The sequence below is a fragment of the Nocardia pneumoniae NBRC 100136 genome, from assembly GCF_000308755.1.
GTDB lineage: Bacteria > Actinomycetota > Actinomycetes > Mycobacteriales > Mycobacteriaceae > Nocardia > Nocardia pneumoniae.
The window spans coordinates 43,737-56,370 of record NZ_BAGF01000049.1; the positions used below are offsets into that span (position 1 = coordinate 43,737).

Here is a 12,634-nt window from a genome sequence, read left to right on the forward strand (position 1 = left end):
AGGAACCGTCGCCGGGGACGCCCCCGAGGTCCATCGAGGAGCAGCACGATGAGCAGTCAGACTGTCGGGAACGGTCGTCACCGGGTGGTGGTGATCGGCTCGGGCTTCGGCGGCCTGTTCGGCACCAAGCACCTCAAGCGCGCCGACGTCGACGTCACGCTGATCTCCAAGACCTCGACCCATCTGTTCCAGCCGCTGCTCTATCAGGTCGCGACCGGCATCCTGTCGGTCGGCGAGATCGCGCCCGCCACCCGGCTCGTGCTGCGCAAGCAGAAGAACGCACAGGTGCTGCTGGGCGAAGTCACCGACATCGACCTGCACAACAAGACGGTGACCTCGCGTCTGCTCGACAAGGACACCGTCACCCCGTTCGACAGTCTGATCGTCGCGACCGGCGCGCAGCAGTCCTACTTCGGCAACGACCGGTTCGCCACCTTCGCGCCCGGCATGAAGACCATCGACGACGCGCTGGAGTTGCGCGGACGGATCCTCGGCGCGTTCGAGCAGGCCGAGCTGGCCACCACCCAGGAGGAGCGCGACCGGCTGCTGACGTTCGTCATCGTCGGCGCGGGCCCGACCGGTGTCGAGTTGGCCGGTCAGATCGCCGAACTCTCCGATCGCACCCTGGAGGGCACCTTCCACAACATCGATCCGCGCGACGCGCGCGTGGTGCTGATCGAGGGCGCGGGCGCGGTGCTCGGGCCGATGGGGCCGAAGCTCGGCGGCAAAGCCGAACGACGGCTGACGAAGATGGGCGTGGAGATCCAGCTCAACGCGATGGTCATCGATGTCGACGCCTTCGGCGTCACGGTGAAGGACTCCGACGGCACCGTCCGCCGCATCGAGTCGGCGTGCAAGGTGTGGTCGGCGGGCGTGCAGGCCAGCCCGCTGGGCAAGATGATCGCCGAGCAGTCCGACGGGACCGAGGTCGACCGCGCGGGCCGGGTCGTGGTCGAGCCGGACCTGACCGTCAAGGGCCACCCGAACGTGTTCGTGGTCGGCGATCTGATGTCGGTGCCGAACGTGCCCGGTCAAGCGCAGGGCGCCATCCAGGGCGCGACCTACGCGGCCAAGCAGATCAAGGCGGGCCTGAAAGGTCAGTCGCCGCAGGAGCGCAAGCCGTTCAAGTACTTCAACAAGGGCAGCATGGCCACCATCTCGCGGTTCAGCGCCGTGTGCCAGGTGGGCAAGCTGGAGTTCGGCGGGTTCATCGCGTGGCTGGCCTGGCTGGCGTTGCACCTGTACTACCTGGTCGGGTATCGCAGCCGGATCATCACCGTGATCCAGTGGTTCGTCACCTTCCTCGGCCGCAGTCGCGGACAGATGGCGGCCACCGAGCAGTGGGTGTTCGCGCGACTGGCCCTGGAGGCCATCAGTACGGGCGACGACGAGGACGCCGAACAGCTGGCCGCCGCGCTCGGCGCCTCCACCAACAGCCGGGCGGCGGTGGACAGGGCCAGCACCAACGTCAAAGCGGGTTAACTAGCAAACACACAGTTATTTCAATTCGTGCTGTGACAGCGCACCCGACCAATCCAGGTCGCCAGCGAATCCGAATGTGGGGCGTCGAAGTCTCCTTCCGGATGAAAGGTGATCTATGGGCACAGGCAAGCACAGAGCAGCCGACCCGCGTCGACAGAAGATGGGCTCGGTTGTCCTAGCGGGCGCGATTCCCTTGGTGGTCGCGCTGGTGGGGACCGGAACCGCGAACGCCGATCCGGTCCCTGCGGCCCCGACCGACCAGCAGACCGGCCACACCGATCAGTCGGAGCAGTGGCCCGCGGCCGAAGCGCCGAATGTGCGTCCGTACGAGGGCCTGCATATTCCGGAGGACGTGCTGAGCTCGCTGCAATGGGCGCGGCCGATGCCGGAGAAGAAATACCTGGCCCCAGTAGAGACGCTGCACCTGCCGGTTCCGGTCGCCCCGGTGCCGCCGATCGCGCCGCCGCCGGGAAAGTTGCGCTTCGGTGACGTGCAAGTCGACGCACCGGAGTGGCTCTACCGGGAGCAGGCGATCCAGCTCAACGACGGCGCCGCGCAAGCCGAGGCCACAATGGCGACATTCCTGGACTCGGTCGGCATGGAACGCACCCGATCAGACCGCATCGCGGGCCAGACCGTGGGTGCCGCGGCGATCGGTGCGGCCGCGGGAGCGGCGTTCGCAAGCCCGTTCGCCCTGTTCGGGGCCGCCATGGGCGGTGCGATCGGCGGGGCCATCGGCCTGCCGTTCGCGCCGATCGGCCTCGCCGCGGGCCCGATGGGTGCCGCTTACGGCGCGGCCCTCATGGCCGTTCCGCTCGCGGCCATCGGCGCGGGCGTCGGTGCGACGCTCGGTGCGGTGCACGCCTTCAGCGCGCCCCCGCAGGCCCTCAGCACACCTCCGGAGTCCGCCGACACTCCACCGGAGCAGGCCCACACCCCTGAGGTCGGTCCGGCCACGGAGGTGGCCAACGGTTGACAGGACCGGCGCAGTCCAGGGAGAAACCGAAAGGGTGGGAACCCGACGACACTGGCGGGCTCCCACCCTTTCTCTTTCTCCCGTCCAAGGCCGGATTACACCCGTCCTGGGCGAATTCCACAGGACCGGTACGAGAGTGTTCGTTACGACTCCCGATGAAAGCTGTGACGTATCGCTGCCCCGGCAACGGGAACACAGCATGAGAAAAGGCTCGGCGAGGACTCACTCGGAGACGGCGAGCAGCGACCCGGTGCGAGTGAACAGGCTGCCCCCGGCCGCGAGCGGCAGCCGGGTCTGTGTCAAACCCGTTGTGGCTGCCGGACGTCCGTCGGGATAGACGAGTTCGCTCTCCACTGCGCGTGGAGCGGCCAGCGCGTCGTCGGCCGATGTGCCCGCGCCCAGTTCGAGACGATGGCGCAGCAACGGGGTGTCGTCCACGTCCGCGATCAGATCTCCCCGCCAGCGGCCCGAATCCTCACCGGTGCGGCCGATCTGGACACGTTCGCGCATGCGCAGCCGGGCATCGGAGGCCAGCCGGATCGTGGTGACGGTGTGGTGCCGGGCGGCGCCCGCGACGATCATCGGCTCGGGATCGAAATCCAGCGCTCCGCCGCTGCCTACTTCGAGGCGCCACCGCGCGAACGACAGCGACGTCGTCGCGCCGGGCAACGCCAGGGTCGCCGCGGCGGAGCGCACCACCAGTTCCGCGCCCGGCGCGACCACGATCACGATGTCGAGTTCGTCACCGCCGAGCGGCGTGGCGGCGGTGCCGATCAGATGAACCGTCCGCGGACCGGTGCGGCGAGCCGACAGCCCACCGCTGGCGTGGATCTCCGGGAGCGCCGCGGCGGTGGCGACTATCCGTACCTCGGTGCGCAACAGTGGAACTCAGTGCGCGACAGCGGATTCGCCGGTGCCCGCCCGATCCTGCTCGGCGATCGCGCGTAGTTGCTCGCGCACCCAGTTCAGCACCGGCGTCGCCGCCGGGTCCTCGGTGAGCGAGACCAGCACGGTCGGGCGGCCGGCACGTACCCGAGCCGCGTCGCGTTCCATCACGCCCAGGTCCGCGCCGACCAGCGGCGCGAGATCGGTCTTGTTGACCACCAGTAGATCCGAGAAGGTCACGCCGGGGCCGCCTTTGCGCGGTACCTTGTCGCCGCCCGCCACGTCCACGACGAAGATCTGCACGTCGATCAGTCCAGAGGAGAAGGTCGCGGTGAGATTGTCCCCGCCGGATTCGACGAGGATCAGATCCAGCGGCGGGTTGGCGGCGACCAGATCGTCGATGGCGTCGAGATTGGCGGTGATGTCGTCGCGGATGGCGGTGTGCGGGCAGCCGCCGGTCTGCACGGCCGCGATCCGCTGGTCGGGCAGTACCGCATGCCTGCGCAGGAAATCGGCGTCCTCGGTGGTGTAGATGTCGTTGGTCAGCACGGCCAGCGACAGCTCGTCGCGCAGTTGCCTGCACAGCGCGGCCACCAAAGCGGTTTTGCCGGAGCCGACCGGGCCGCCGATGCCGATGCGCAGCGCCTCACCGGGGGTCCGGGTCCGCTTGGGGCGATCGTGACCGTGGTCGTGCGGCTCGCCGTCGATCAGGTGCGGGGGCATGGCGCGGTCTCCTTGACTCGAGGGGCTTCAACTGGCGAACAGTGGCATGTCGCGGCGCAGGTGACGCTCGGCGAGCACGTCTTGCAGTGGGTCGGACACCGCGGCGAGGCCGGTCACCGCCTCCGCGGCGACCCGGTCGCACAGGTCGGCGAGGCGGATCGTGCATGCGGCGATCGCGGCGGGGTCCAGCGCCAGCAAGCGCTGGGCGGCGGTCGCCGCGCCGGTGAGCGTGGTGTAGACGACAACGGTCGCGATCTGTCGCGGCGGTACCGCCGCGGCCGCGCCGACCGCACCGAAAACCGTGGACAGGTGCGGTGTCGTACCCAATGGCGACCACTCGTGCTCCGGCCACAGCTGTTTGGCCAGACGCAGCAGGCCACGGCCCTGCGCGCGCGAGGCCGCGCGGGCGCCGGGTGCGGGTGTGCGCGCGTCGGCCTCCGTCTCGGCGCGGGCCGAATCGAGTTCGCCCGCGCACACCGCGGCGGCCAGCGACGCGGCCACCAGGCCCGTGGTCCGGATCCGGCGGCGCAGATACAGCTCTACCGTCGCCGCGTCGCGGATCAGGCCGGAGGCGATGGCCTCCTCGACTCCGCCGGAGTGCACGTGCCCGCCGATCGGCAGCCGCGAGTCGGCGAGCGCGAGCACCGTCGTAAGGCTCGACGCAGCCGCATCGCTCGGACCGGATTCACGCACTCGTCGATCCTATGTCCCGGCATGTCGCACAGATGTCCAGGATGTTCCTGCGTCGTTCCGGTTGCGGTGCGTCAGCGCCGGAAAGCGCGCTCCATGAATCGCTGGGCGCGGCCGCGGGTCAGGTCGGTCCACGCCTGGACCGGCGCCGACCACCAGGGGGCGATCTCGCGCGGCTTAGCGGTCACCGCGTGGCAGACCAGGTCGGCGGCCTCGTCGACGGTGAGCCCGGGAACCCGGCTGAAGTCGGTGGGTGCGCTCATTCTGGTGTGCACCAGCGGCATATAGATCGAGGTGGTCGTGACACCGTCGGAGGCGACCTCGACCGCGACGCTGCGCAACCACACGTCGAAGGCGGCCTTGGACGCGCCGTATGCCGCCCACCGCGGGGCGGGCGGCACACGCACGCCCCACGTCGAGATGTTGACGATGTGGCCTCGCCCGCGAGCGCGCATCGCGGGCAGCAGCGTGAGCAGCAGGCGCACCGGACCGAGATAGTTGACATCGATGGTGCGCGTGAAATCGTGGAAACGGTCGTAGGACTCGTCGATGGCACGGCGAATCGACTTGCCCGCGTTGTTGATCACCACGTCGAGGTGGCCGTGCTCGTCGAGCAGTGCGCGGCCGAGGCGTTCGACGGCGTCCATGTCGGTGAGATCGGTGGGATAGGCGTGCGCGACGCCGCCCGCCGCGCTGATCTGCGCGGTCAACCGGTCGAGTTCCCCGGCGGAGCGGGCGACGAGCAGGACGGTCGCCCCCGCCGCGGCCAGTTTGCGCGCGCTGGCTTTGCCTATCCCGTGCGATGCGCCGGTGACCAGCACGATCCGGCCGTCGACCGCGGCGCGCAACGCCTCTTCCCGTGGACGCGATGTGGGGTACAGCAGACGCGTCGCCACCCGTTCGGCGATCGGCCGCCCGTTGCTCGAAGCCGGGGTCTGGTTCACGAATTCGACTGTAGCCCCGATCAGGCCGATCACTCCGGGATCGCGGGATCACCCGTTCCGCGACCTCTCGGTTGCGGCAAGTCCTGCCGGGTGAGGTAGACGGCGGTGCTCAGGCCGCAGCGTCTCGCGATCGGCGCGCGGTGGAGCTCAGCGCCGAGCCGACGAAGCGAGCCGGGCGATCAGAGCCATCGCCACCAGCGCGGTAGCCCCGACGGCCACCGCGATATGCATTCCGTTGACGAAGGATTCGCGTGCCGACTCGATCAGCGCCGCGTCGCCGCCCGCCTTCTGGATGGTCTCGCCGAGCGTGGCCGCGTAGTCGCCGCCGGACCGGAAGATCAGCGCCGCGAGCGAGCCGAGCAGGGCGAGACCCAGTGCGTTGCCCAACTCGAAGCTGGTCTCCGAGATGCCGACGGCCGACCCGGCCCGCTCCGGCGGCACCGAGGACACCGCCACGTCCGACACCAGGGTGAAGGCCAGGCCGTAGCCGACGCCGGCGATGGTGGAGCCGGTCAGATACCACCACAGCCCGCCGTGTACGCCGACGCCGAGCAGCAGCAGACTGCCGACCGCCGAGGCGAGCAGGGCGAACACGAAAGTGGCGGTGACGCCGAAACGGTGCCCGACCCGCGCGCCGCCCATCGAGCAGACGAACACCGCGATCGCCATCGGGATGCCGAGCAGCGCCGCGGCCAGCGGCGTGCGCCCGGTCACCGACTGCAGATAGACGCTGGTCAGGTAGCTCAGTCCGGCCAGCGACATCATGCCGATCAGGCTGGAGCCGATCGCCACCGAGAACGGGACCCTGGCGAACAACCGCAGGTCGAGCAGTGGTTCGTCGAGCTTGCGCTGTCTGCGGACGAAGACGGCCGAGAGCACCGCGCCGATCAGCGCGATGACAACGGCGTGCGCATCGATGCCTTCGGTGGCGGCGTGCTTGATGCCGTAGACCACCGGCAGGATGCCGCCGATGGACAGGGCGACGCTCGGCAAGTCCAGCGGTCCGAGCGCGCCCGCCCGGTGTTCCGGCAGCACGAACGGGCCGAACGCGAGCAGGATCAGCAGCACCGGGATATTGATGAGAAAAACCGAGCCCCACCAGAACTGGTGCAGCAGCATGCCGCCGATGATCGGTCCGACGGCCGAGCCGCCCGCGAAGAACGCAGTCCAGACACCGATCGCGGCGGCGCGCTCACGCGCGTCGGGGAACAGGCTGGAGATCAGCGCCAGACTGGACGGCAGCAAGGTCGCTCCCCCGATGCCCATCAGCGCCCGCGCCGCGATCAGCACGCCGGCGCTCGGCGCGAACGCCGCGATCACCGACGCGATCCCGAACACCGTGGCGCCCGCCAGCAGGATGGTGCGCCGCCCGACCCGGTCACCGAGGTTGCCCATGGTGATCAGCAGGCCCGCGATCAGGAATCCGTAGATATCGAGGATCCACAGCTGCTGGTCCGCCGAAGGGTCGAGGTCGACGGTCAGTGTCGGCAGCGCGAGGAACAGCACCGAGATGTCCATCGACACGAGCAGCACCGGCAGCAGCAGGACCGCCAGGCCCAGCCAGGCGCGGCGCGAGCCCACGGTGGTCGGCGCCGTCCCCACTGCCCGCACGTCTGTCATTCCGAACATCCTCTCGCTGGCGCGTACGTCGTACGCATGGCTCGGGTACAGTGTACGCTACGCAGTCGGGGCCCCGAATGGAAGCGAGCCGTGGGATGACCGAGATCAAGCTGCACCGCACCGCCATCGTCGACACCGCCATCGAACTCGCCGATACCGAGGGCCTGGACGCGCTGTCCATGCGGCGCATCGCCGACCGGCTCGGCGTGGGAGCCATGTCGCTGTATCGCCACGTCGCCAACAAGGACGAACTGCTGGCGTTGATGACCGACGAGGTGGCCCGGCGCAACCCGTACCCCTCGCCGGAAGAACGGTGGACCTGGCGCGACCGGGTCCGCATCGCCGCCGAGATCGATTGGGCGCTGTACCGGCAACATCCGTGGGTGCTACTCACCTTCGCCACGCCGCGCTACAGCTTCGGCCCGCAGAGCCTGGCCTGCCTGGCGTGGTTGGTGGACGGCTTCCTGGAGCTCGGCGTGTCCACCCGCGAGGCGACCAGCATGTCCTTCACCGTGTGGAACTACATCTCCGGGGCCACCCTGCCGGAGATCAGCGCCGAGTTGATGGCGCGCAAGGGCATGAACCCCACCGGCGACAACGGTCTGCGGACACTGCTGAACGGCACGGCCGAGGGGCCGGTCCCGCCGGTGCTGGCCGATCTCGCGGGCAGCGGGGTCAGCGACCTGACCCAGGAAGAACTGCTGTATGGCGGGCTCGATGCCCTGTGCGACGGGTTCGCGGCACGGGCAGCGCGGCGCGAGCGTTTGACCTCTACCTAACTCGAGGTCGCAGGCTGGTGGGCGACCGCACCACGAACAGGAGTCACCGTGCACGCCATTCGCCTGCATAACTTCGGCCCGGCCGAAAACCTGCGCTACGAGTCCGCATCCGACCCCGAACCCGCTCCAGGCCAGGTCCGCATCGCGGTGTCGGCCGCCGGAGTGCATCTGGTGGACACCATGCTCCGCCGCGGCGAGCCCGGCCCCTATGCGCTGCCGCAACTGCCCACCATCCCGGGGCGCGAGGTCGCGGGCACCGTGGACCGAGTCGGCGCGGACGTCGACCCGAGCCTGCTCGGCGCGCGGGTGGTGGCCCACCTCGGCGCAGTGCCCGGCGGTTACGCCGAGCTGGCGGTGACGGAAGTCGCTCGGCTGCACGAGATTCCAGCGAATCTGGACGCGGCCGAGGCGGTGGCGATGATCGGGACCGGGCGGACCACCATGGGCATTCTGCAGTTCACCCCCTTGGATTCCGACAGTGTCGCCGTGGTGACGGCCGCCGCGGGCGGCATCGGCACACTGCTGGTGCAATATGCCAAGAACTCCGGAGCGACGGTGATCGGGCTGGCCGGTGGGCCCGCGAAAGTCGAGCAGGTGCGACGCAACGGCGCCGACCTCGCGGTGGATTACCTGCTGCCGGATTGGCCGGACCGAGTTCGTGCCCACATCGGTGATCGAGGGGCGAGCGTGCTGTTCGATTCCGTGGGCGGCGCCGTCGCACGCTCTGGCGTGGACCTGCTCGGCAAAGGCGGGCAGCATGTGGTCTACGGCCGCTCCGGCCAGTCGAACGACGAAGGCCCGCTGTTGTTCTCAGCCGACGGACTCACCGACCGCGACATCACCTCCGAGTTCGTGGTCGGCCCGCCGATGCTGGCGCGGGCCGGTGGCGACCTGCGCGTCCTGGAGGAGCGAGCCATGGCCGAAGCGGCCGCCGGTCGGCTGCGCCCCGCGGTGCACCGCTTCCCGCTGGCTGAGGCGGCCGCCGCACACCGCGCGCTGGAGACGCGCGGAACGACCGGCAAGGTGGTGTTGATTCCCTGACCGAGGCGCTTACTCGAAGCTTTCGCCGTTGACGACGGCGTAGGCGAAACCGTCCCATCCCTTGCTACCCACGGTCTGCACGACCGTCGCGTCCAGGCTCGGTTCGGCGGCGAGCAATTCGATCAGTTCCCGGCTGGCCTGTGCGGCCGGGTCCGGCGAGTGCTCCTCGGCGACCGCTCCGCCGCGGACCACGTTGTCGACGATGATCACCGAGCCCGGCCGGGTCAGGCGCAGCGCCCACAGCACATAGTTCGAGTTGTTCACCTTGTCCGCGTCGATGAACACCAGGTCGAACGGGTCGGGGTCCTCCTCGGCGAGCACAGGCAGGCTGTCCAGTGCGGCGCCGACCCGGATGTCCACTCGGTCGCCCACCCCGGCCCGCTCCAGGTTCGCCCGCGCCACCTCGGCGTGCTGCGCGGCGAACTCCAGCGTGACCACCTGCCCCTTCGCGCCGACCGCGCGGGCGAGCCAGATGGTGCTGTATCCGCCGAGCGTGCCGATCTCCAGCACGCGCCGCGCCCGGACCGTCCTGGCCAGCAGATGCAGAAACTTGCCCTGCGGCGGTGACACGTCGATCGCGGGCAAGCCCGCCGCTTTGTTCGCGGCCAGCGCGGCTTCGGACGCCGGATCCGCCACCAGCGTGTCCACGACGTAGCTGTCCACGTCGGCCCATCCAGGTGTTGTCATGCCTGGAAGTCTGCCACCGGATTCCGCCCCGCGGATCGGCTTGCCGAGTAGCGTGCGGCACAAGGAGACGTGCCCGCTCATGACTGCGCCAGCCGACCCCGCACAGGACACGACATGACGAATCTGCCGCACGCCATCGCCGTCACCGCCTGCCTGCTCGCCCTCGGCGGCACCGCCCCCGCCACCGCGATACCCGCCGGAGGAGGGGCCGAGTACGTCGCGCTCGGCGATTCCGGCGCGGCCACCACCGGCGTGCGGAACTTCGACACCTCGGCTCCGCCACGGTGCCTCCGCTCGACCGCCAACACACCGAAGCTGGTCGCCCGGGATCTCGGCCTGCGGCTCGACGACCGCACGTGCAATTCGGCCCGTATCCCGGACCTCGCCGCCGCGCAGCAGCCGGGCATCGCACCGCAGTTCGACGCCCTCGGCCCGGACACCAGGCTGGTGACCGTGCACATCGGCGCCAACGACGCTCTGATGGCCGAACACGTGGTCGCCTGCCACGTGTCCGGCCTTTTCGGCGTCGGAGCCTGCGCCGGTCCGGCCTGGGACGCCGACATCGACGGCATCGCGGCGTCGTATTCGGCCGCGTTGCGGCAGATCTCGTCGCTGGCGCCGAAGGCGAAGATCGTCGTGGACGGCTGGCCGCGCTACGTCCGCGACGGCGGCTGCCCCGAACTGGTCGGCCTTCGCCCGTCCGACGCCGCCCACATACAAGCCGCCTTCGACCGCCTCAACACCGTGGTGTCCGGCGCCGCCACGGCACACGGAGCCATCTACGTCGACACCCGCGCCGCGTCGGAAGGCCGCGACGCGTGCGCCCCCGCCGGGGTTCGCTGGATCGACCCGGTGATCGCCACCGAAACCCTCGTCCCGTACCACCCCACCCCGCAGGGCATGCGCGGCGTCGCCGACCTCATCGTCCCGGCGATCCGCGCGTCGGGACTGCCCGATTGAGCGCCTCTCCCGGCGCCGCGGCGCCCTGGACTCCATGGGAATCCGGGGCGCGTCGACCCGGTGCTACTTCGAGAAGCTTTCCGGAGGCTGCCAGGGGCGGCCGTGCGGGTCGTCCGGGCGGGGGGCCGGGGGTTGCTGCGGAGGCTGCTGTTGCGGTGGCTGCTGCGGCGGAAAAGCCTCCTGTGGAGGAAGCACCGGCTGGTGCGGTGAGGGCTCGTACCCCTGCGGCGGGGATGTCGGCGCCAAGCCCTCGACCGGAGTGCGCGCCGTGGCCTCGGCGGCGCGCACGGCACGCTCGATGGTCGGGTCGGGCGCGGTGTCGAACCAGTCCGCGACGTCGGAGTCGTCCTCGGGCTTGACTTCCGAGCCGTCGGTGGCGGGCGGTTCGTAACGGAACACTCCGTCGTCACCCTGCGTGCCGAAGCTCTTGGCGAACCCTTCCAGCGCCTTGCCGAAATCGCTCGGCACCAGCCACACCTTGTTGGCGTCGCCGCGGGCGACCATGGGCAGCGTCTGCATGTACTGGTAGGCAAGCAGTTCCGGCGTCGGCTTGCCGGATTTGATGGCGGCGAAGACCTTTTCGATGGCTTTGGCCTGCCCCTGCGCCTGCAGGTAGGCGGCGGCGCGCTCACCCTGGGCGCGCAGAATGCGGCTCTGCCGTTCACCTTCGGCGGACAGGATCGCCGATTGCTTGGCGCCCTCGGCGGACAGGATCTGCGCCTGCTTGGCGCCCTCGGCCGTCTTGATCTGCGATTCCCGCTGACCCTCCGCGGTGAGGATCATCGCGCGCTTCTCGCGGTCGGCCTTCATCTGCTTCTCCATCGACTCCTGGATCGACGGCGGCGGATCGATGCTCTTCAACTCGACCCGCGCGACGCGCAGCCCCCAGCGCCCGGTCGCCTCGTCGAGCACGCCACGCAGCTGGCCGTTGATCGCGTCGCGGGAGGTGAGGGTCTGCTCGAGCGTCATCCCGCCGACCACGTTGCGCAACGTGGTGACGGTCAGCTGCTCGACCGCGGCGATGTAGTTGCTGATCTCGTACACCGCCGCCTGCGGGCTGGTCACCTGGAAATAGACCACTGTGTCGATATGCAGCGTCAGGTTGTCCTCGGTGATCACCGGCTGCGGCGGGAACGACACCACCCGCTCCCGCAGATCCACCTTGGCGCGGACCCGATCGGCGAACGGAACGAGGAACGTGAGCTGGCCCGACACCGTCCGCGAGTACCGGCCCAGGCGCTCGATCACCGCGGCCTCGGCCTGCGGCACCAGCGCGATCGACTTGAAGACCACCACCACGACCAACAGGACGAGGACGGCGGCAACGATCAGTACAGCCATTACGGCCCCTTCCAGACGACGGCGGTCGCGCCGTCGATCTTCATCACGTATACGGTCGTACCCGGCTCGTAGACTTCGCTCACGTCCATCGGCCTGGCGGTCCATACCTCCCCGCCGAGCTTCACTTGGCCGGAATGCTCCGCGACCTGCTCGAGCACCAGTGCAGTCTTACCGGGCAGGGCGTCCACGTTCGTCGGCGTGGGCGGTGGGGTTCCGAAGCGTCGCCGCACAATCGGGCGGACGCCGAGCAGCAGCACACCCGAGATCACCGCGAACACGATGGCGTCCGCCACGACCGACGTGCCCGCCGCGGCGCTGACACCGGCGGTGCCGAGCGCGGCCACACCGAGCATCAGCAGCGTGAGGTCCCCCGTGAGCATTTCCGCCGCCGCGAGCAGGATGCCCGCGACAAGCCAAAAAATAGCGGCCACACGACCACTGTAGTGCTCCGGCCATTCCCGCGGGACCAAGCGACATGAGTACTCGCTCCTAATTCGCCACCGGGA

13 protein-coding genes are annotated in these 12,634 nt (G+C 69.7%); 5 read left to right on the forward strand and 8 right to left on the reverse strand.

All coding sequences use genetic code 11. From position 1 onward, the window contains the following. Positions 1-48: 48 nt before the first annotated feature. The gene (locus ON34_RS15090; protein WP_040779849.1) at positions 49-1,482 is read left to right on the forward strand and encodes an NAD(P)/FAD-dependent oxidoreductase; all 1,434 of its coding nucleotides are present in this window, start codon (positions 49-51) and stop codon (positions 1,480-1,482) included. A gap of 115 nt (positions 1,483-1,597) precedes the next feature. Then, on the forward strand, positions 1,598-2,458 hold the full coding sequence (locus ON34_RS15095; RefSeq protein WP_245548042.1) for a hypothetical protein: 861 nt from the start codon (positions 1,598-1,600) through the stop codon (positions 2,456-2,458). A gap of 222 nt (positions 2,459-2,680) precedes the next feature. Here the strand turns inward: ON34_RS15095 and ON34_RS15100 are convergent, their stop codons facing one another. The 5 genes from ON34_RS15100 to ON34_RS15120 form a co-directional block, all read right to left on the reverse strand. Beyond that, positions 2,681-3,337: an urease accessory protein UreD gene (locus ON34_RS15100; protein ID WP_040779851.1), complete on the reverse strand. Its 657-nt coding sequence runs from the start codon at positions 3,335-3,337 to the stop codon at positions 2,681-2,683. Between the two features lie 9 nt (positions 3,338-3,346). Next, a complete protein-coding gene (ureG, locus tag ON34_RS15105) occupies positions 3,347-4,066 on the reverse strand; it encodes an urease accessory protein UreG (protein ID WP_040779853.1) in 720 nt (239 codons plus the stop codon). A 27-nt stretch (positions 4,067-4,093) separates the two neighbouring features. Next, positions 4,094-4,759 (reverse strand): urease accessory protein UreF, encoded by a 666-nt coding sequence (locus tag ON34_RS15110; protein ID WP_063821685.1) that lies wholly within the window; start codon positions 4,757-4,759, stop codon positions 4,094-4,096. A 71-nt stretch (positions 4,760-4,830) separates the two neighbouring features. Continuing rightward, positions 4,831-5,700 carry an SDR family NAD(P)-dependent oxidoreductase gene (locus ON34_RS15115; RefSeq protein WP_373291921.1) on the reverse strand — a complete coding sequence of 290 codons (870 nt, stop codon included), beginning with the start codon at positions 5,698-5,700 and terminating at the stop codon, positions 4,831-4,833. Between the two features lie 147 nt (positions 5,701-5,847). Next, positions 5,848-7,320, reverse strand: a complete 1,473-nt coding sequence (locus ON34_RS15120; RefSeq protein ID WP_040779968.1) for an MFS transporter — start codon at positions 7,318-7,320, stop codon at positions 5,848-5,850. Between the two features lie 95 nt (positions 7,321-7,415). Between ON34_RS15120 and ON34_RS15125 the strand changes: the two genes are divergently transcribed. Together ON34_RS15125 and ON34_RS15130 are read left to right on the forward strand one after the other, a co-directional pair. Then, positions 7,416-8,099, forward strand: a complete 684-nt coding sequence (locus ON34_RS15125; RefSeq protein ID WP_040779857.1) for a TetR/AcrR family transcriptional regulator — start codon at positions 7,416-7,418, stop codon at positions 8,097-8,099. Between the two features lie 48 nt (positions 8,100-8,147). After that, positions 8,148-9,140, forward strand: a complete 993-nt coding sequence (locus tag ON34_RS15130; RefSeq protein ID WP_040779859.1) for a zinc-binding dehydrogenase — start codon at positions 8,148-8,150, stop codon at positions 9,138-9,140. A gap of 9 nt (positions 9,141-9,149) precedes the next feature. Here the strand turns inward: ON34_RS15130 and ON34_RS15135 are convergent, their stop codons facing one another. Next, entirely contained in the window at positions 9,150-9,827 is a 678-nt protein-coding gene (locus ON34_RS15135) for an O-methyltransferase (RefSeq protein ID WP_040779861.1), read from the reverse strand. Between the two features lie 114 nt (positions 9,828-9,941). Between ON34_RS15135 and ON34_RS15140 the strand changes: the two genes are divergently transcribed. Then, entirely contained in the window at positions 9,942-10,787 is an 846-nt protein-coding gene (locus ON34_RS15140; protein WP_040779862.1) for an SGNH/GDSL hydrolase family protein, read from the forward strand. 63 nt (positions 10,788-10,850) lie between these two features. On the opposite strand, the gene ON34_RS15145 is transcribed toward ON34_RS15140, so the two are convergent. After that, positions 10,851-12,128 (reverse strand): SPFH domain-containing protein, encoded by a 1,278-nt coding sequence (locus ON34_RS15145; protein ID WP_040779865.1) that lies wholly within the window; start codon positions 12,126-12,128, stop codon positions 10,851-10,853. Further along, complete coding sequence (locus tag ON34_RS15150) at positions 12,128-12,559, reverse strand: NfeD family protein (protein ID WP_040779867.1); 432 nt, start codon at positions 12,557-12,559, stop codon at positions 12,128-12,130. Before ON34_RS15150 ends, ON34_RS15145 begins: the two co-directional genes overlap by 1 nt. Positions 12,560-12,634: the final 75 nt, after the last annotated feature.